Source organism: Micromonospora sp. NPDC003241, from assembly GCF_053589795.1.
The window spans coordinates 37,093-55,266 of the sequence record NZ_JBSFSO010000003.1 but is presented as its reverse complement, the minus strand read 5'-3'; the positions used below and the strand labels follow the sequence as shown (position 1 = coordinate 55,266).

Genomic DNA, 18,174 nt, shown 5'->3' with positions numbered 1-18,174 from the left:
CGCCGTCACCCGGCGTCCGTCGTGTCGTTTGATCATTCGGGCAGCGGTAGCCCGGCCGCCGCGCAGTCGGCGCGGAGCTGGGCGAACTGGTCTTCGGTGGCGTCCACGAGCGGCGACCGGACCGGCCCCGCGGGCAGCTTCGACGCGTTCAGACCCGCCTTGACCAGGATCGTGCCCTGGGTACGGAAGATCCCGGTGAACAGCGGCAGCAGCCGACGGTGCAGGGCGAGCGCGGTCGCGGTGTCCCCCGCGTCGTACGCCTCGATCATGCGCTTGGTGTCGGCCCCGGTGAAGTGCGTCGAGGTGCCGACCACGCCGACGCACCCGACCGCGAGGGCGGGCAGCGTGCTGGCGTCGTCGCCGCTGTAGAACGCCAGGTCCGTACGGCTGGTCACCCAGCTCGTCGCGGTGATGTCGTTCTTGGCGTCCTTGACCGCGACGATGCGGCCGTGCTCGGCGAGCCGGACCAGGGTCTCGGTCTCGATCGGCACCCCGGCGCGGTGCGGGATGTCGTAGACCATCACCGGCAGGCCGGTGGAGTCGGCCACCTCGGTGAAGTGACGCAGCAACCCGACCTGCGGCGGCTTGTTGTAGTACGGGGTCACCACCAGCAGCCCGTGTGCACCGGCCTTCTCCGCGGTGGCGGCCAGCTCGATGGTGTGCCGGGTGTCGTTGGTGCCGACTCCCGCCACCACCCGGGCCCGCTCACCGACGGTCTCCACCACGGTCCGGATCAGGCGTTCCTTCTCCGCGTCCGTGGTGGTCGGCGACTCGCCGGTGGTGCCGTTGACCACCAGTGCGTCGTTGCCCTGCTCGGTGACGAGGTGCTCCGCGAGCCGCGCGGCGCCGTCGAGATCGAGCGCACCGTCGGCGGTGAACGGGGTCACCATCGCGGTGAGCACTCGTCCGAAGGGGCGGGAGGCCGCCCGGACCGGTGTGTCAAGGTGGTCGTGCGTCATGGTGACAACCTAGCGGACGGCCGGCGGTCGGCCGCCGGGGAAGGCCTCAGGACCCCTCGGTGTGCGGAGGGCTCTCCCGCTCAGGATGCCGCGATGTGCGGGCTCGCCGCCACCTCGGTGCCATCGGCGAGAGTCGAGACGACGAAATCGGCGAAGACGTTCGGCGCCACCCGCTGCAACTGCCGCAGGCACTCCACCGCCAACTCACGGATCTCCACGTCGGCGTGCTCGGTGGCCCGCATCCCGATGAAGTGCCGCCAGGCGCGGTAGTTGCCGGTCACCACGATCCGCGTCTCGGTGGCGTTCGGCAGCACCGCCCGCGCCGCCTGCCGGGCCTGTTTGCGCCGCAACGTCGGGTTGGGCTCGTCGGCGAAGTGCCGCTCCAAGCCCTCCAACAACTCGGTGTACGCCCGTACGCTCGCCTCGGCCGCCTCGACGAACCGCTTGTGCAGCTCCGGGTCCTCGGCGATCACCCTCGGCTCCACCATCGCCGCGTCCCGCTCCGGCACGTACCGCTGGGACAACTGCGAGTACGAGAAGTGCCGGTGCCGGATCAGCTCGTGCGTGAACGACCGGGAGACCCCGCTGAAGTAGAAGCTCACCGACCCGTGCTCCAGCACCGAGAGGTGCCCGACCTCCAGGATGTGCGCGAGGTAGCCGGCGTTGGTGGCGGTCGCCGGATTCGGCTTCTTCCAGCTCTGGTAGCAGGCCCGCCCGGCGAACTCCGCGAGCGCCTGTCCCCCGTCCGCGTCAGTCGACCACGGCACGTCCTCCGGCGGGTCGAAGTGGGTCCACGCGATCAGCTTGACCTGGGGCTGCACCATCTCCGGCATTCCTGCGACTGTAGTTGGCCCCACCCGACCACCCCCACCCCACCCCCACCACCCCACCGCGCCCCCACCGCCAGCGCCACCGCCCCCACCACCACCCCCACCGCCGCGTTGATCAAGAGGTTTTGGTCACGAACGAGGTGGCCGGAGGGCGCAAAGCTCTTGATCAACTACTTCAGGGGTGGGTGGGGGTTGGGGGGTTAGACGTAGAGGGCGGTGAAGGGGGGCCAGGGGAGGTTGCGGATCACCGTGAAGGCCAGCCAGGCGGCGAGGAAGCCGCCGACCAGCTTCGGGCCGACGCGCAACTCGGGCAGTCGCCAGCCGAACGCCTGCTTGCCGGCCCAGGCGACGAAGAAGTACGCCAGGAACGGCAGCGCGAAGACGAAGAGGAAGTGGTGCCGCGCGGCGGCCGGCAGGTCGGCGTGCAGGACGTACCAGAGTGCGCGGGTGCCGCCACAGCCGGGACAGTCCAACCCGGTGGTGAGTTTGAGCAGGCAACTGGGGATCGCGTCCGGCGCGGAGCGGGTGGGATCGCTGAGCAGCGCGTAGCCCATGCCGGCGGCGACGCACCCGACGGCGGCCAGCGGCACCACCCAGCGTGGGGTGCGCGCGTGCAGGCGCGTCACGAAGCGGGTGAGGCGGTCGGGCTCGGCGATCGGCGGGTAGTAGCCCGCCGGATAGCCGCCGGGATAGCCCTCCGGGTAACCGGCCGCCGGATGACCAGCCCCGTGGGCGCCGGGGTGGCCGGCGGGCGCGGGCGAGGTGGCGACCGATCCCGGCTCGTCCGCGACGGCGGCCGGATCGGGGTGGGCCGAGGTGGCGGGCGCGTGGGGATCGGGGGCGGGCAGAGGTGGCTGGGCGCCCGGTCGGTCAACGCTCGTCACGTTGCTCACCGTACACCCGCCACGCTCAGCAACGCGGCGGCCAGCGGTGCGGCCAGGTCACCGGCGGACGGCGGGACGACCGCGTCCAGGCCGAGCCAGCCGGCGAGCCGGTACAGCTCGGCGGCGAGGGCGACGGCGGTCTCCCCCGGGTCGGCGCCCGGCTCGACCCAGGCCGCCGGCACCAGCAGCACCCCGGCCTTACGGTCGGCCTTGAGGTCGACGCGGGCGGTGAACCGCTCCCCCTGGCGGAACGGCAACACGTAGTAGCCGTACACCCGCTGGGGTGCCGGCACATAGATCTCGATGCGGTAGGTGAAGCCGAACAGCCGCTCGGTGCGGGCGCGTTCCCAGATCAGCGGGTCGAAGGGGCTGACCAGGGTGTTGCCGCGCACCCAGCGGGGCAGCCGGGCCTGCGCGTGCAGCCAGGCCGGCTGCCGCCAGCCCGGCACCGTCACCGGACGCAACTCCCCCGCCTCGACCAGCTCGGCGACGGCCTGCCGGGCGCCGGCCACCGGCAGCCGGAAGTAGTCGCGCAGCTCGACCTCCGCGGCCACGCCGAGCGCGCGGGCGGCGATGCCGACGAGCGTGCGGTACGCCTCGGCGTCGGTCGGCGTGGGCACGTTGAGCACCTCGGCGGGGAGCACCCGTTCGGGCAGGTCGTAGCGGCGGGCGAAGGAGGTGGTGCGGTCCGCCGCGCACACCTCGCCGGCCCAGAAGAGGTATTCCAACGCCTGCTTGACCGCCGACCAGTTCCACCCCCAGTTGCCGGTCTCCCGGGGCGCGTCGTGCTCGATCTCGGCCACGGTCAGCGGGCCGCGTGCGGCCACCTCGTCGCGTACCCAGGCCACCAGGGCGGGCTGCTCCTGGGCGATGCGGCGCATCCCGCCCCAGGCGTCGGTGTGTGCCCGCGCCATCCGCCAGCGCAGCGCCGGGTGCAGGCCGACCGGCACCAGGGACGCCTCGTGCCCCCAGTACTCGAAGAGGTCACGTGGCCGGCGGTAGGCGGCGGTGTCCAGCAACGTGGTCGGGTACGGCCCGAGCCGGCTGTAGAGCGGCAGGTAGTGCGCGCGTTGCAGCACGTTGACCGAGTCCATCTGGATCAGCCCGACCCGGTCGAGCACCCGACGCAGGTGGCGGCGGGTGGGCGCCCCGGTGGGCGACGGGTCGGCGAAGCCCTGTGCGGCCAGCGCCACGCGGCGGGCCTGGGCGAGCGAGAGCGATTCCGGTGCGACCATCGCAGCGCAGGCTACGTCACCCGTACGACACCGGTGCGGAGACTGGACCTGACGCCCCGCGCCGCCTAGAACTGGAGCCATGCCCACCATCCGTCGGGAGGAACCCGAGGACGCCGAGGCGATCGCCCGGGTGCACGTGAGCGGCTGGCAGGCCGGGTACGCCGGGATCATGCCGGACGAGGTGCTGGGGCGGCTCAACCCGGTGGCCTGGGCGCAGCGCCGCCGGGCTGTCGGCACGGCCGACCCGGAGCACCCGTTCACCACGCTGCTCGCCGAGGTCGACGGGGCGTTGGCCGGGTTCACCACGTTCGGGCCGTACCGCAACAACCAGGACCGGGGCGACCTCGACCCGACGTACGGCGAGGTGCTGGCGCTCTACGTGGCACCCGCCCACTGGGGCGACGGCACGGCTCCGGCGCTGTTCGCCGCCGCGCACGACGGGCTGCGGGCACACGGCTGGTCGGAGTACCGGGTGTGGGTGCTGGCGGACAACCACCGGGCCCGCCGGTTCTATCAGCGGGCCGGGTTGTCACCGGATGGTGAGGAGTCGACCTATCCGGTGCCGCTGTCCGGCGGGCGTCCGCCGATCGGGCTGGTCGAGTTGCGGTACACCGGCCGCCTCGACGGCTGACCGCGCGGCCGGCGGTTCGTCCCGGCCCAGCGGTTCGCCCGGGCGGCCCAGCGGCAGGAAGGCCAGCAGCGCCAGGCTGATCCAGACGTACGTGTTGCCGAACAGGAAGCCGTCGACCCCGCTGAAGTCCTGCTCCCACGCCCAGACGATCCGGCTGGTCAGGAAGCCGTACCCGACGGTGGCGGCGGCCAGCAGCAGCCGACGGCGACGGCTGCGCGGTGGCGCGGCCATGCCGTGGTCCACCAGCAGCAACAGCCCCGGCAGCAGCCAGACCAGGTGGTGCACCCAGGTGACCGGGCTGACCAGGCACATCACCGCGCCGGTCAGCGCCAGACCGGCCGCGGAGTCGCCCTTCGCCGCGGCCGTCCGGGACCGTCGGATCCACAGCGCCACCGTCGCGGCCACCAGCGCCAGCCAGGCCAGCGTGCTGGGGCTCTGCGGGTCGAGCCGGGCCACCACCCCGCGCAGCGACTGGTTGGAGATGAAGGCCAACTCGCCGACCCGGCCGGTGTTCCACAGCGCGGAGGTCCAGAACTCGCGGGCCGCGTCCGGGAACAGCGCGGCGGCGAGCACGGTCGCCCCGGCGGCGGTGCCGGTGGCGGTGAGCGCCGCCCGCCAGCGACCGGTGACCAGCAGATAGATCAGGAAGATGCCGGGCGTGAGCTTGATCGCGGTGGCCAGGCCGATGCCGACACCGGCCCACGTGCTGTCGCGTGGCAGCAACCGCAGCAGGTCCACCGCGACCAGGAACAGAAGCAGCGTGTTGACCTGGCCGAAGTTGATGGTCTCGCGCATCGGTTCGAACGCGGCGGCCAGGCAGAGCGCCACCGCGAACGCGAACCAGCGGGTCCAACCGGCGCGCCGGGACACCGGGTCCAGCAGCCACCAGATCAGCACCGCCGCGGCGGCCACCCCGGCGGCCACGCTCACCACGATCGCCCCGTGCCAGGACAGGTACGCCATGGGCAGCATCACCAGCGCGGCGAACGGCGGGTAGGTGAAGCCGTACTGGGTGCCCGGCTTGAGGTAGTCGTAGATCTCGCCGCCGTCGTGCACCCACCAGACCAGCGCGCCGCGATAGACGTGCAGGTCGAAGAAGCCGTGCCGGACCGCCGCCACGGACAGGAACGCGGTCACCGCGACGGCGAGTACGACCACTGCGACGACCTGTCCGACCGTCCGCCTGGCACCCTGCGCCACCGTCGCCTCCCTCACCCTGCGTAGGCTGTCGTCCCATGGCTCTGGGGTTTGTCCGCCCGGCGCGTCCGGAGGACGTCGCCGAGATCGCCCGCATCCAGCTCGCGACCTGGCGGGTCGCCTACCGGCGGCTGCTGCCCCGGCACGTGCTGGAGAACCTCGACGAGGCGTGGCTCGCGCGGCGGTGGGACGCCGCGGTACGCCAGCCGCCCGGCGACACTCACCGGGTGCTGGTCGCCGTCGAACAGGCCGAACAATCGTATCTGGTGGGCTTCGCCGCCTCCGGGCCGGCCGACGCGGAGGCGCTGGCCCCGAACGAGCCGGCCGACGCGCTCGGCGCCGACGTGGTGGCCGTGACCGACCTGCTGGTGGAGCCGCGCTGGGGCCGACGCGGGCACGGCAGCCGGCTGCTGGCCGCCAGTGTGGACCTGTGGCGGGAGTCCGGATTCACCCGGGCGGTCTCCTGGGTCTTCGAGGGCGACGAGGCGTCCCGGAAGTTCCTCGGCGCGGCCGGCTGGGAGCCCGACGGCGCGGGCCGGGCGCTGGACGTGGACGACATGCTGGTGCCGCAGCTCCGGCTGCACGTGGCGGTACCCACCGAGGCGGGCGAAGCGGCTGACCCGTCCGCCGCCCCGCCCGCCGAGGCGGACTGAGCCGTTGCTTCGACCTGCCGTCGCCGGCTCTGTGCCGACCGGCCACCATGCGCCGGTGCTGCGGCAACACCGGAGTACTACTGCCACCCCGGCGCCTGTCGAGCTGAGAGCAGAGACGGATCACCGACGGCCCACTCGGCAGCGAGCAGCCAGCGACGGCTCGTCCGGCAGCGACGGGTCACACGTAGCCGACCGACGGTGCCGGGCGGCCGACCGGCCGCGATAGCGCAGACGGTTCAGCTCGACAGTGCCCAAAGCAGGGGTAGGACACCGCCCCGGCCCGTCGCGGCAGCCCCGGCCCGTCGCGGCAGCCCCGGCCCGGGAGGAGTCCGCGTCGGGCGTGGCGGCCGCCCGGGCCGCGCTCAGTCGAGCAGCGGGTCCAGGCCGAGGGTCAGACCGGGTCGGCCGGGCACCGCGCGGACGGCCAGCAGCACGCCGGGCATGAACGACACCCGGTCGTACGAGTCGTGCCGGATGGTCAGCGTCTCGCCGGTGGTGCCGAAGAGCACCTCCTGGTGGGCGAGCAGGCCGGTGGCCCGGACCGCGTGCACGCGTACCCCGTCGACGTCGGCGCCCCGGGCACCGGCGACCTCGTCGGCGGTGGCGTCCGGCATCGGGCCCAGCCCGGCCTCGGCGCGGGCCGCCGCGACCAGCCGGGCGGTGTGCGTGGCGGTGCCGCTGGGCGCGTCGAGCTTGCGCGGGTGGTGCTGTTCGATGATCTCGACGGACTCGAAGTGCCGGGCCGCGCGGGTGGCGAACTGCATCATCAGCACCGCGCCGATGCCGAAGTTCGGGGCGATCACCACGCCCAGCTCCGGCGTGCCGCCCAGCCATTCCCGCACCTGGTCCAGCCGCTGCCTGGTGAAGCCGGTGGTGCCGACGACCGCGTGCACCCCCTGGTCGACGCACCAGCGCAGGTTGTCCATCACCACGTCCGGGGTGGTGAAGTCGACGACCACCTGCGCCCCGGCGTCCGCGACGGCGGACAGCGGGTCGCCCTGGTCGACGCCGGCGACCAGCTCCATGTCGGCGGCGCCGTCGACGGCCTTGCACACCTCAAGGCCCATCCGGCCCCGGGCACCCAGCACGCCGACCCGGATCGGCCCGGTCGCGCCCTTTTCCTGCTCGTCAGTCACGCGGCACAACCTATCCCAATCGGGACGCCGGCACCCCGGGGGTACGACGACCCACCCGGGCGGCCGGATCAGGCGATGAAGTCCGACTCGCCGAACGGGCCGACCACGGCCAACGACATGGGCCGGCTGAGCAGGTCGGCGGCGAGGGCGTTGACGTCGTCCAGGGTGACCGCGTCGACCCGGTGCAGCAGTTCGTCGACCGGGACCAGGTCACCGTAGAGCAGCTCGCCCTTGGCCAGCCGGCTCATCCTCGAGCCGGTGTCCTCCAGGCCGAGCACGAACGAGCCCTTGCTCATCCCCTTGCCCCGGGCCAGCTCGGCCTCGGTGACGCCCTGCGCGGCGGTACGCGCCAACTCGGCCCGGGTCAGCTCCAGCACCTCCTGCACCCGGCCCGGTGCGCAGCCGGCGTACACGCCGAACAGGCCGGTGTCCGCGTACTGGCTGGCGTAGGAGTAGACCGAGTACGCGAGGCCGCGCCGCTCGCGGATCTCCTGGAACAGGCGGCTGGACATGCCGCCGCCGAGCACGTTGTTGAGCACGCCGAGGGCGAAGCGCCGCTCGTCGAGCCGGTCGATGCCGGGGCAGCCGAGCACCACGTGCGCCTGCTCGGTCTCCTTCGCGTGGACGACCACGGTGGGGGCCTGGGTGCGTACCTCCGGGGTGGTCTGCCGGTGCGACGCGGGCGTCGCCGGGTCGGTGTCCAGCGGGCTGCCCTTGAGCGCCGACCGGACCAGCCGGACCACGGTCGCGTGGTCGAGGTTCCCGGCGGCGGCGATGACGATCTGCGGCGCGACGTAGCGGCGGCGGTAGAAGCTCTGGATCTGCCGGCGGGTCATCGGGGTGACCGTCTCCGCGGTGCCGGAGATCAGCCGGCCCAGCGGGTGGTCGCCGTAGACGGCCCGGGTGAGCAGGTCGTGCACCTCGTCGCCGGGCTCGTCGTCGTGCATGGCGATCTCTTCGAGGATGACGCCCCGCTCGGTCTCCACGTCGGCCGGTTCCAGCACCGAGTCGGCGACCAGGTCGCACATCACGTCGATGGCCAGGGGCAGGTCCTCGTCCAGCACCCGGGCGTAGTAGCAGGTGTACTCCTTCGTGGTGAAGGCGTTGGTCTCGCCGCCGACCGCCTCGATCGACGAGGAGATCTCCAGAGCGTCCCGCTTGTGGGTGCCCTTGAAGAGCAGGTGCTCCAGGAAGTGGGCGGCGCCGGCCTGCGGCCCGGTCTCGTCCCGGGAGCCGACCGCCACCCAGATGCCGAACGAGACGCTGCGCATCGCCGGGATCGCCTCGGTGAGTACCCGCAGCCCGCTGGGGAGCACCGTGCGGCGCACCGTACCGCCCAGCGGGTCGTCACTCAGCGTCCTGGTCACCGCCCGGGTGGCCGCTCCGGCGGACCGGGTCGTCGCGGCGGCGTGCCGGCCGCCGGACGGTGTCCCTCCCGGTCGCGCCGTGGGCAAGGACGAACGGCGGGTCCGACTCACGGCAACCTGCTTCCCAGTACGACGAGGGGTGGTGGATCACGAACCGGCCGGGCGACGGTGTCGCCCGGCCGGTCAGCGGTGCGGTACTACCAAACGACGATCAGCTGTGCCGGGTGCGGCGCCGCGGACGGGAGTCCCCGCCGTCGCCGCCCTCGCCACCCTCCGGGCCACGCCCGCCCCGGTCGCCACCGCGCTCGCGGTCGCCCCGGTCACGCGGGCCCCGGTCGCCCCGGTCGCGGCTGGCCGGCCGCTCGCCACCGGCCTCGGCGGCCGGCGCCTCGGCGCCCTCCGGCCGGACCTTGTCCAGGTAGATCTTGCCGCGCTGGTCGATGTCGGCGATCTCGACCTCGACCTTGTCGCCGACGTTGAGGAAGTCCTCGACCTTCTCGACCCGCTTGCCGTCGCCCACCTTGGAGATGTGCAGCAGGCCGTCGCGGCCCGGCAGCAGCGAGACGAACGCGCCGAACGGCGCGGTCTTGACCACCGTGCCCAGGAAGCGGTCGCCCATCTTGGGCAGGGTCGGGTTGGCGATCGCGTTGATCCGCTCGACCGCGGCCTGCGCCGACGGGCCGTTGGTGGCGCCGACGTAGATGGTGCCGTCGTCCTCGATGGAGATCTCGGCGCCGGTCTCGTCCTGGATGGCGTTGATGGTCTGGCCCTTCGGGCCGATCACCATGCCGATCTTGTCGACCGGGATCTTCACCGTGGTGACCCGCGGGGCGTAGTCGGACATCTCGGCCGGGGCCTCGATCGCCCGCTGCATCACGTCGAGGATGGTCTGCCGGGCCTCGTACGCCTGCTGGAGCGCGGCGGCCAGCACGTCCGACGGGATGCCGTCGAGCTTGGTGTCGAGCTGCAGGGCGGTGACGAAGTCCCGGGTGCCGGCGACCTTGAAGTCCATGTCACCGAAGGCGTCCTCGGCACCGAGGATGTCGGTCAGCGTCACGTACTGGGTCTTGCCGTCGACCTCGTCGGAGATGAGGCCCATGGCGATGCCGGCCACCGGCGCCTTCAGCGGCACACCGGCGGAGAGCAGGCCCAGCGACGAGGCGCAGACCGAACCCATCGAGGTGGAGCCGTTGGAGCCGAGCGCCTCGGAGACCTGCCGGATCGCGTACGGGAACTCCTCGCGCGACGGCAGCACCGGGATCAGCGCCCGCTCGGCCAGCGCGCCGTGCCCGATCTCGCGGCGCTTCGGCGAGCCGACCCGGCCGGTCTCACCGGTCGAGTACGGCGGGAAGTTGTAGTTGTGCATGTAGCGCTTGGACTTCTCCGGGGAGAGGGTGTCCAGCGCCTGCTCCATGCGGAGCATGTTCAGCGTGGTGACGCCCAGGATCTGGGTCTCGCCGCGCTCGAACAGCGCCGAGCCGTGCACCCGGGGCAGCACGCCGACCTCGGCGCTCAGCGGACGGATCTCACGCGGGCCACGGCCGTCGATCCGGACCTGCTCCCGCAGCACGCGACCGCGCACCTCGGACTTGGTCAGCGAGCGGAAGGAGGCCGACAGCTCCTTCTCCCGACCCTCGAAGCGCGGGCCGAGCTCCTCCAGCAGGCGGGCCTTGACCGCGTCCAGGGCCTCCTCGCGGTCCGCCTTGCCGGCGATCTGCAGGGCCTCGGCGACGTCGGCGCGAGCGAACTCGGCGACCGCGTCGTACGCGTCGTCCTGGTACTCCAGGAAGACCGGGAACTCGGCGACCGGCTTGGCGGACACCTCGGCCAGCTCGCTCTGCGCGCGGCACAGCTCACGGATGGCCGGCTTGGCGGCCTCCAGACCGCTGGCCACGACCTCCTCGGTGGGTGCCGGGGCACCGTCGGCGACCAGCTTGACGGTGTGCTCGGTGGCCTCGGCCTCGACCATCATGATCGCGACGTCGCCGTCGGCCAGGGCGCGACCGGCCACCACCATGTCGAAGGTGGCGCGGCTCAGCTCCTCGTGGGTCGGGAAGGCGACCCACTGGCCGTCGACGTGGGCCATCCGGGTGGCCCCGATCGGGCCGGAGAACGGCAGGCCGGAGAGCTTCGTCGACATCGAGGCGGCGTTGATCGCCACCACGTCGTACGGGTGCTGCGGGTCGAGCGCGAGGATGGTCTCGACGACCTGCACCTCGTTGCGCAGGCCCTTGACGAACGAGGGGCGCAGCGGCCGGTCGATCAGGCGGCAGGTGAGGATGGCGTCCTCGCTGGGGCGACCCTCACGGCGGAAGAACGAGCCGGGGATCCGGCCCGCGGCGTACATCCGCTCCTCGACGTCGACGGTCAGCGGGAAGAAGTCGAACTGCTCCTTCGGGTGCTTACCGGCGGTGGTGGCGGAGAGGACGACCGTCTCGCCGAGCTGGGCGATGACGGAGCCGGCGGCCTGACGGGCCAGCCGACCGGTAGAGAAGGTGATCTCGCGGGTGCCGAACGACCCGTTGTCGATCACGGCGGTGCGGGTTTCGGTGCCGAGTTTGGTCTCGGTCATGGTGCTGTAGTGCTCCTTCGCATCGGGGGCCACGACGCGGGAGCTGTGCGGACGGCCGGTCTTCGATCGAAGCGCCCGGTACCACCGGCGAACTGCCGGGGCCTCCGGAGGCCACTACCGGAGACCGGTACGCCGACGGCTCCCCTTGTCTCAGGTGCGCGCGGCCCGTGTCTCGGGTGGGACGCGGACGGGGGGAGCGGCCCGCTGGGCCGCTCCCCCCGTCACGTCACCGACGCAGACCGAGTCGCTCGATGAGCGACCGGTAGCGGTTGATGTCCTTCTTCTGCACGTAGTTGAGCAGCCGACGGCGACGGCCGACCAGCAGCAGCAGCCCACGGCGGCTGTGGTGGTCGTGCTTGTGCACCTTCAGGTGCTCGGTGAGCTCGGCGATCCGCTTGGTGAGGACCGCGACCTGCACCTCGGGCGACCCGGTGTCACCCTCGGCGGTCGCGTACTCTTCGCGGATCTTGGCCTTGGCCTGCTGGTCGAGCGCCATGTTCTCCCTGTTCTGGTGGGTTGTCGATACGGTTCGTCGGGCCGGGCTAGGGCACCGGCGACGAACGGCCTTCGCGCCCGCGGCGTCGAGCAGGCAGCGAGGCCCCACGTCGGTCAGCCGACGTCCACGCCAGCCTACCAGCACCTGGTCGGGATCGCCCTGACGAGCCCTCAGCCCAGTGCCCGGCGCGTCTGCGCGACGTCCTCGGCGATCTGGGCGACCAACGGTTCGATCGCGTCGTACCGGACCTGCCCGCGCAGGCGGGACACGAAGTCCAGGGCGAGCCGCTCGCCGTACAGGTCGCCGTCGAAGTCCAGCGCGTACGCCTCGACGCGCCGCTCCCGGCCGGAGAAGGTCGGGTTGGTGCCGATCGAGACGGCGGCGGCCAGCGGGTGCGGCTGCCCCCGACGGATCATCCGGGCCGCGTAGATGCCGTCCGCTGGGACCGCCGCGTACCGGTGGCAGAGCAGGTTCGCGGTGGGGAAGCCCAGTTCCCGGCCGCGCTGGTCACCCCGGACCACGACCCCCTCCAGCCGGTGCGGTCGTCCGAGCGCGACGGCAGCGGCGGCCACGTCCCCCGCGTCGACGCAGGAGCGGATGTACGTGGACGAGAAGACCGTGCCCGCCTCGGAGACCAGCGGGGCGTCCTCCACGGCGAAGCCGAACGTCCGGCCGAGCCGGTCGAGCAGGGCGACGTCCCCGGCGGCCCGGTGCCCGAACCGGAAGTTGTCCCCCACCACCACCAGCGCGGCATGCAGGTGCGCGACCAGGATGTCGTGCACGAACGCCTCGGCGGGCAGCCGGGAGAACTCGGCGGTGAACGGCACCACGCAGAGCACGTCCACGCCGAGCGACTCGATCAGCTCGGCCTTGCGGGCCGGTTCGGTGAGCACCGCCGGATGGGAGCCGGGCCGGACCACCTCGGCCGGGTGTGGGTCGAAGGTGACCACCACCGACTGCACGCCCAGTTCGCGGGCCCGGGCGACGGTGTGGCCGATGGTCGCCTGGTGCCCCTTGTGCACGCCGTCGAAGACGCCGATGGTGACGACGGACCGCCCCCACCCGCCGGGCACCGCGTCGAAGCCCCGCCACCGCTGCATGCTGTTCCTCCGCTAGTCCGCCCGCCCGCACCGACCGGGCCGGCATCCGCCGTCAGGCCGGGGCGAGCACGATCTCCGCGCGGGCCCGGCCACCCCGCTCGCTGACGATAGCGATCAAGCCGCCGGCCGGATCGAAGACCGCGTACGGTCCGGCCAGCCCGACCGGCTCCAGCGGCCCCCCGTGGGAGAGCACCTTCGCCTCGTCGGGTCCGGCGTCCCGGCGGGGGAAGAACCGGTCGGCGGCGGCCGCCAGCGGCACCCCGACCACGTCGGGCGCGCGCTGCTCCAGCTCGTCGAGGGTGGCGGCCTCGGCCAGGGTGAAGCCGCCCACCGCAGTCCGCCGCAGCGCGGTCAGGTGCCCACCGACCCCGAGCGCCAGGCCCGCGTCGCGCGCGATCGCCCGGATGTACGTACCGGTGGTGCAGGACACGTCGATGTCGACGTCGACGATGTCCGGTTGGTCGCGCCGGATCGCCAGCACGTCGAGGCGGGACACGGTGACCCGCCGGGCCGGCAGGTCGACGCTCTCCCCCGAGCGCACCCGCTTGTACGCCCGCTGCCCGTCGATCTTGATGGCGCTCACCGCGCTCGGCACCTGGTCGATCTCGCCGGTCAGGTCCGCCAGCGCGGCGTGGATCGCCGCGTCGGTGACGGTGCCGGCGGGCGTGGTGGCGATCACGTCGCCCTCCGCGTCGTCGGTGACCGTGGACTGGCCGAGGCGGACGGTGGCGGTGTAGCTCTTGTCCGCCCCGATCACGTACGTCAGCAGCCGGGTGGCCCGGTTCACGCCGATCACCAGGACCCCGGTGGCCATCGGGTCGAGTGTGCCGCCGTGGCCGACCCGCCGGGTCCGCGCGAACCGGCGGATCCTCGCCACCACGTCGTGCGACGTCATGCCGCCGGGCTTGTCCACCACGATCAGACCGTCAGTGCTCACGACGTGCAAGCCTGCCAGACCGCCCGCGCCCGCCCGACACCGGACGACCAGCCGGAAATCGGATGTACGCGCCGGTGGCGGCCCTGCCAGCATGGTGCGCCGATGGCGGCGAGGTGCCACCGGCGGATCACGAGGAGACGAGATGGCCACGAACGACGGCACCGTCCGCAAGCGAGGTCCCGAGCGCCCGGTGGGCCTGCGGACTCCCGAACAGCCGAGCATGTTGCCCGACTGGATGCGCGACCCGCCCCCGCCTCGACGCACCCTGGCCACCCGGGTCGGCGACCGCCTCGCCGCGCTGCCCGGAGCGCGGTGGCTGCGGGGCCGATGGTGGGCCTGGCAGCGACGGCAACGGCTGTACCAGCGCTTTCCGGTCACCGCCAAGATCGTCATGATGGTCGTCGCCTGGACGCTCGCGCTGGTCCTGGTGCTGGCGGCCTACGGGATCTTCAACCTGATCTGAACCGCCGCCGCATCGCCGTCACGCGACGGCGTCGGCGGTCCGCGTCTCGTCCCGGACCGCGCCGGTCACCGCCCAGGCACCGCTGCGCAGCCGCAGCACCAGACCGACCAGCCGAACGACGACGAACAGCATCAGGCCCGCCCAGATCCCGCCGAGGCCGAGCTCGAAGGCGTAGGCGAGCCAGATCGCCGGCAGGAACCCGCCCAGCGCGCCGGCCACGGTCAGATTGCGCAGATAGCGGATGTCACCGGCACCGATCAGCACGCCGTCCAGGGCGAACACCACCCCGGCCAGCGGCAGCATCGCGACGAACCACGGCCAGGCCACCATCGCCTGCCTGTGCACGTCGGTGTCCGGGGTGAACAGGGCCGGCACCACACCGGCACCGGCCGCCACCAGCACTGCGAAAGCGGTGCCGCAGACCGCGCCCAGCCAGGCGACCCGGCGGGCCAGGGCCCGCGCCACCGCCGCGTCGCCGCCGCCGAGGGCCGCACCGACCAGCGCCTGCGCGGCGATGGCCAACGCGTCGAGCACCAGCGCGGCGAAGAACCAGAGCTGCACGGCGATCTGGTGGGCGCCGACCACGGCGGCACCGAACCGGGCCGCCACGGCGGTCGCCGACAGGAAGCTGACCTGGAACGCCACGCCCCGGATCAGCAGGTCCCGGCTGAGCACGAGTTGCTGGCGGATGACCCGCAGGTGCGGGCGCAGCGGGGCCCGCTCGGAGATCAGCGCGCCGACGAAGAGCACGCCGCCGAGGGTCTGTGCGACCGCGTTGGCCACCGCCGAGCCGATCATCCCCATCCCCACCGGATAGACCAGCACCGGACAGAGCACCGCGGAGAACAGGTTCGGGCCGACCACGAAGAACAGCGGCCGTCGGGTGTCCTGCACGCCCCGCATCCAGCCGTTGCCGGCGGCGGCGAGCAGCAGACCGGGCGCACCGAAGGCGGCGACCCGCAGCCACTGCCCGGCGGCCTCGCCCACCTCGCCGCCGCCCGCGAGGGCGCCGGCCAGCGCGCCGCCACCGAACTGCATGGCGACCACGACCAGCAGTCCCACCCCGAACGCCAGCCAGGAGGACTGCACGCCCTCGGCCACGGCGGCGGCCCGGTCACCGGCGCCGAAGCGGCGGGCGGCCCGGCCGGTGGTGCCGTAGGCGACCACGGTGCCCAGCCAGGCGGTCAGGGTCATCACGGTGCCGCCGACGGCCACCGCGGCCAGCGGCACGCGGCCCAGGTGCCCGACGACGGCAGTGTCGACGAGGACGTAGATCGGCTCGGCGGCCAGCACCACGAGGGCGGGCAGGGCGAGCGCGGCGAACCGGCGCGGCGAGGCGACACGGCTGGCAACGGTGGTCTGGCTCATCGCCGCCGATCCTGGCATGCGATGTGTAAGGAGAGCAAGCTCCTGCGCCACTTACCCGTCGTGGGCGTCCACCAGGAGGGCGGGAGGACGGGTGATGGTCGGTACGCGGCCGGTGGCGCGGGCCGCGCCGGGATCGTCAGGCGACCCGAGGCGGTGACGCCGTACGCGCGGTGCGGCTCGGCGTCACCGCCGGTCGCGTACGGTCACTGACGGGTGTCCATCGAGGTCTGCAGGGCACGGCGGGCCTGCTCGCGGGCCTCGTCGGTGGTCTCGGGCTTGGGCTTGGCGGGCATGGCGAACCCCTTCCAGGGCGCGCGCCGACTGGCGCGACGGCATCACGGGCGGTGTACGACAGACACCCGGAACCGGCCCCAGGATCACCGGAGCTATGGACGGGTGGTGTGTGGTTGGCCCGGGTCGGTCGACCCTGGAGGGGAAGCGACGCCGGGTAGGGCTCCGCTCCCGTGACCCGTGCCACAGCAGCACCGGTCAATTCCCAAGCTATCGTTCAGGTCCACATGGTGCGTGCTGTTCCCGCCATCTGGACTGGTGGAATCCCGGTCACCTGGCCAGGAAGTGCCAGCCCACCCACCACCAGAAGCCGAACATCCCGATCCGGCCCACCGGAACCGGACCGACCTCGTAGCGCATCACGTAGGCGCACATCTCGCCGAGCGTCGGGATTCGCGAGCCCTCCCGGCGCGCCATCCACTCGACCACCGCGAACAGCGCCAGACCGACCAGGAACCCACCGATCGCCAGATACCGCATCATCGGCGCACCAACCCCCAGAACGCCGACAGCCAGACCAGCCAGGCGGCGGAACGGACCAGCCGGTCCTCCAACAACGGGTCGGCCAGCAGCGAGAAGGTGGGGAAGTCGTCACCGGCCGCCGCGAAGAACGTGGCCCCCTCGAACACCCCGAACACCACCACCGGCAACGTCCACCAGACCGCGCCGGAACCCAGGCGCTGCGGGGCCGGACGGGCCTGCACCCGCTTGGTCAGGCCCAGCCAGATCAGCAGCCCGCCGGTGCCGAACACGTAGAGGTTGGCCTCCGTGGAGAACGACGGGAATCGCCCGCCGACCAGCGAGAGGGCCACCAGCACCGGTACGCAGACGACCGGTCTCTCCCACGTACGGGGGGCGTCGATCGTGAGGTCGTGGGGCTGCTCCATCACTCGATTCTCCCCGTCATCTCCCGGCGGCGGTATGGCAACACTCCCCCGAGCCGCCCCTGAAAATCACCCCTCGGGGTCGACACCGCTTCCCGACCCGGGCGCCACCAACTCGGCGCGTACCCGGTCGACCACGTCGTCCACACTGCCCCGGCCGGTGAACCCGGCGGCGAGTCGATGCCCACCACCGCCCAGCGCGACCGCGACCCGGCTCACGTCCACCGCACCCTTGCTGCGCAGCGACACCGCCCACTCCTGGGGCCCGGTCTGCTTCACCACGCAGCTCACGTCGGCCTCGGCGGTGCACCGCACCGGATCGATCAGCGCCTCCAGAACGTACGGTCGCTGGTCGTGCCGAGCCAGGTCGTCCAGGGTCGCGTACGTCCAGACCAGGCCGTGCCCGGACGCCGCCTCGGGCTCCAGCCGGGCGCGGCCGAGCACCTCGCCGAAGAGGCGCACCGCGCCGAACGGGCGGCTGTCGAACACCCGCCGGGAGATCTCCCCCGGCCGGATGCCGGTGGCCAGCAGACGGGCCGCCATCTCGTGCACGGCCGGAGTGGTCGCGTCGAACCGGAACGAGCCGGTGTCGGTGCTCAACGCCACGTACAGGCACTCGGCGATGCCGGCGTCCAGCGGGACGCCGAGCCGGGCCAGCAGCTCCTCCGCGACCACCGAGGTCGCCGCCGCAGCCGGGTCGACCAGGTTGACGTCACCGAAGCCGGAGTTGGAGGCGTGGTGGTCGAGCACCAGCGCGGTGCCCGGCCCGGCCAGCCGGTCGGCCAGGTCGCCGAGGCGCGAGTCGCTGGCCGCGTCGAAGCAGATCACCAGGTCCGGCTCCGGGTCGGCCTCGGTCGCCGGAACCAGCAGCTCCAGCCCGGGCAGGCCGCGGAACGGCTCGGGCACCTCCGGCGGCCCGGGAAAGGTCGCCTGCAAGCGGCGTACGCCGAGCTGCCGCAGCCCGAGCCCGAACCCGAGCATGCTGCCCAGCGCGTCGCCGTCCGGGTTGACGTGGCAGATCAGCAGCACCCGCCCGGCGGGCACCACCTGGCGTACCGCCGCCACCGCCGCGGCCCAGTCGGCCTCGCGCGGCGCGGACCCGCCCGGGGACGACGACGTCGCCGCGTCCGTCGAGACTCCGGTGGTCGCCGCGTCCGGGTCGGCGGAGACC

Annotated in this window: 18 protein-coding genes; 3 read left to right on the top strand and 15 right to left on the bottom strand. The window is 73.0% G+C overall.

Going from position 1 to position 18,174, the window contains the following annotated elements:
* Positions 1–32: 32 nt before the first annotated feature.
* The 4 genes from dapA to ACWDVW_RS03570 form a co-directional block, all read right to left on the bottom strand.
* Entirely contained in the window at positions 33–959 is a 927-nt protein-coding gene (gene dapA, locus ACWDVW_RS03585) for a 4-hydroxy-tetrahydrodipicolinate synthase (RefSeq protein WP_449944324.1), read from the bottom strand.
* 80 nt (positions 960–1,039) lie between these two features.
* On the bottom strand, positions 1,040–1,783 hold the full coding sequence (thyX, locus tag ACWDVW_RS03580) for an FAD-dependent thymidylate synthase (RefSeq protein WP_350694085.1): 744 nt from the start codon (positions 1,781–1,783) through the stop codon (positions 1,040–1,042).
* A 206-nt stretch (positions 1,784–1,989) separates the two neighbouring features.
* On the bottom strand, positions 1,990–2,682 hold the full coding sequence (locus ACWDVW_RS03575; protein ID WP_449944321.1) for a DUF2752 domain-containing protein: 693 nt from the start codon (positions 2,680–2,682) through the stop codon (positions 1,990–1,992).
* Positions 2,679–3,908 (bottom strand): winged helix-turn-helix domain-containing protein, encoded by a 1,230-nt coding sequence (locus ACWDVW_RS03570; RefSeq protein WP_449944318.1) that lies wholly within the window; start codon positions 3,906–3,908, stop codon positions 2,679–2,681. Before ACWDVW_RS03570 ends, ACWDVW_RS03575 begins: the two co-directional genes overlap by 4 nt.
* 79 nt (positions 3,909–3,987) lie before the next feature.
* Between ACWDVW_RS03570 and ACWDVW_RS03565 the strand changes: the two genes are divergently transcribed.
* Complete coding sequence (locus tag ACWDVW_RS03565; RefSeq protein WP_449944315.1) at positions 3,988–4,539, top strand: N-acetyltransferase family protein; 552 nt, start codon at positions 3,988–3,990, stop codon at positions 4,537–4,539.
* Here the strand turns inward: ACWDVW_RS03565 and ACWDVW_RS03560 are convergent.
* The gene (locus ACWDVW_RS03560; RefSeq protein WP_449944854.1) at positions 4,438–5,739 is read right to left on the bottom strand and encodes a glycosyltransferase family 87 protein; all 1,302 of its coding nucleotides are present in this window, start codon (positions 5,737–5,739) and stop codon (positions 4,438–4,440) included. The two genes, ACWDVW_RS03565 and ACWDVW_RS03560, sit on opposite strands and share 102 nt — an antisense overlap.
* Before the next feature lie 35 nt (positions 5,740–5,774).
* On the opposite strand from ACWDVW_RS03560, the gene ACWDVW_RS03555 reads away from it, so the two are divergent.
* Complete coding sequence (locus tag ACWDVW_RS03555) at positions 5,775–6,389, top strand: N-acetyltransferase family protein (RefSeq protein WP_449944313.1); 615 nt, start codon at positions 5,775–5,777, stop codon at positions 6,387–6,389.
* A 362-nt stretch (positions 6,390–6,751) separates the two neighbouring features.
* On the opposite strand, the gene dapB is transcribed toward ACWDVW_RS03555, so the two are convergent.
* From dapB to truB, 6 genes are all read right to left on the bottom strand, one after another.
* Positions 6,752–7,525, bottom strand: coding sequence for a 4-hydroxy-tetrahydrodipicolinate reductase (dapB, locus tag ACWDVW_RS03550; RefSeq protein ID WP_449944310.1), 774 nt, complete (start codon positions 7,523–7,525; stop codon positions 6,752–6,754).
* Positions 7,526–7,593: 68 nt separating this feature from the next.
* Positions 7,594–9,003, bottom strand: a complete 1,410-nt coding sequence (locus tag ACWDVW_RS03545; RefSeq protein WP_449944307.1) for a M16 family metallopeptidase — start codon at positions 9,001–9,003, stop codon at positions 7,594–7,596.
* Positions 9,004–9,103: 100 nt separating this feature from the next.
* Complete coding sequence (locus ACWDVW_RS03540) at positions 9,104–11,464, bottom strand: polyribonucleotide nucleotidyltransferase (RefSeq protein WP_449944304.1); 2,361 nt, start codon at positions 11,462–11,464, stop codon at positions 9,104–9,106.
* Positions 11,465–11,690: 226 nt separating this feature from the next.
* Positions 11,691–11,960: a 30S ribosomal protein S15 gene (gene rpsO, locus ACWDVW_RS03535; RefSeq protein ID WP_117226670.1), complete on the bottom strand. Its 270-nt coding sequence runs from the start codon at positions 11,958–11,960 to the stop codon at positions 11,691–11,693.
* 170 nt (positions 11,961–12,130) lie between these two features.
* Positions 12,131–13,060, bottom strand: coding sequence for a bifunctional riboflavin kinase/FAD synthetase (locus ACWDVW_RS03530; RefSeq protein WP_449944301.1), 930 nt, complete (start codon positions 13,058–13,060; stop codon positions 12,131–12,133).
* 52 nt (positions 13,061–13,112) lie between these two features.
* Positions 13,113–13,997 carry a tRNA pseudouridine(55) synthase TruB gene (truB, locus tag ACWDVW_RS03525; protein WP_449944298.1) on the bottom strand — a complete coding sequence of 295 codons (885 nt, stop codon included), beginning with the start codon at positions 13,995–13,997 and terminating at the stop codon, positions 13,113–13,115.
* Between the two features lie 142 nt (positions 13,998–14,139).
* Here truB and ACWDVW_RS03520 point away from each other — a divergent pair, with 142 nt between their 5' ends.
* Positions 14,140–14,460 carry a hypothetical protein gene (locus tag ACWDVW_RS03520; protein ID WP_449944296.1) on the top strand — a complete coding sequence of 107 codons (321 nt, stop codon included), beginning with the start codon at positions 14,140–14,142 and terminating at the stop codon, positions 14,458–14,460.
* Positions 14,461–14,478: 18 nt separating this feature from the next.
* On the opposite strand, the gene ACWDVW_RS03515 is transcribed toward ACWDVW_RS03520, so the two are convergent.
* From ACWDVW_RS03515 to ACWDVW_RS03500, 4 genes are all read right to left on the bottom strand, one after another.
* Complete coding sequence (locus ACWDVW_RS03515; protein ID WP_449944293.1) at positions 14,479–15,828, bottom strand: MATE family efflux transporter; 1,350 nt, start codon at positions 15,826–15,828, stop codon at positions 14,479–14,481.
* A gap of 561 nt (positions 15,829–16,389) precedes the next feature.
* A complete protein-coding gene (locus tag ACWDVW_RS03510; protein ID WP_396745455.1) occupies positions 16,390–16,599 on the bottom strand; it encodes a DUF6186 family protein in 210 nt (69 codons plus the stop codon).
* A complete protein-coding gene (locus ACWDVW_RS03505) occupies positions 16,599–17,006 on the bottom strand; it encodes a hypothetical protein (RefSeq protein WP_350693770.1) in 408 nt (135 codons plus the stop codon). The genes ACWDVW_RS03510 and ACWDVW_RS03505 overlap by 1 nt, the downstream gene beginning before the upstream one ends.
* Before the next feature lie 66 nt (positions 17,007–17,072).
* The gene (locus ACWDVW_RS03500) at positions 17,073–18,068 is read right to left on the bottom strand and encodes a DHH family phosphoesterase (RefSeq protein WP_449944849.1); all 996 of its coding nucleotides are present in this window, start codon (positions 18,066–18,068) and stop codon (positions 17,073–17,075) included.
* Between the last annotated feature and the right edge of the window lie 106 nt (positions 18,069–18,174).

Excerpts from the sequence above, each read along its gene's own strand:
- dapA (WP_449944324.1), bottom strand. The coding sequence starts at position 959 with ATGACGCACGACCACCTTGACACACCGGTCCGGGCGGCCTCCCGCCCC.
- thyX (WP_350694085.1), bottom strand. The coding sequence starts at position 1,783 with ATGGTGCAGCCCCAGGTCAAGCTGATCGCGTGGACCCACTTCGACCCG.
- ACWDVW_RS03570 (WP_449944318.1), bottom strand. The coding sequence starts at position 3,908 with ATGGTCGCACCGGAATCGCTCTCGCTCGCCCAGGCCCGCCGCGTGGCG.
- ACWDVW_RS03565 (WP_449944315.1), top strand. The coding sequence starts at position 3,988 with ATGCCCACCATCCGTCGGGAGGAACCCGAGGACGCCGAGGCGATCGCC.
- ACWDVW_RS03555 (WP_449944313.1), top strand. The coding sequence starts at position 5,775 with ATGGCTCTGGGGTTTGTCCGCCCGGCGCGTCCGGAGGACGTCGCCGAG.
- ACWDVW_RS03540 (WP_449944304.1), bottom strand. The coding sequence starts at position 11,464 with ATGACCGAGACCAAACTCGGCACCGAAACCCGCACCGCCGTGATCGAC.
- rpsO (WP_117226670.1), bottom strand. The coding sequence starts at position 11,960 with ATGGCGCTCGACCAGCAGGCCAAGGCCAAGATCCGCGAAGAGTACGCG.
- ACWDVW_RS03530 (WP_449944301.1), bottom strand. The coding sequence starts at position 13,060 with ATGCAGCGGTGGCGGGGCTTCGACGCGGTGCCCGGCGGGTGGGGGCGG.
- ACWDVW_RS03520 (WP_449944296.1), top strand. The coding sequence starts at position 14,140 with ATGGCCACGAACGACGGCACCGTCCGCAAGCGAGGTCCCGAGCGCCCG.
- ACWDVW_RS03515 (WP_449944293.1), bottom strand. The coding sequence starts at position 15,828 with ATGAGCCAGACCACCGTTGCCAGCCGTGTCGCCTCGCCGCGCCGGTTC.
- ACWDVW_RS03510 (WP_396745455.1), bottom strand. The coding sequence starts at position 16,599 with ATGCGGTATCTGGCGATCGGTGGGTTCCTGGTCGGTCTGGCGCTGTTC.
- ACWDVW_RS03505 (WP_350693770.1), bottom strand. The coding sequence starts at position 17,006 with ATGGAGCAGCCCCACGACCTCACGATCGACGCCCCCCGTACGTGGGAG.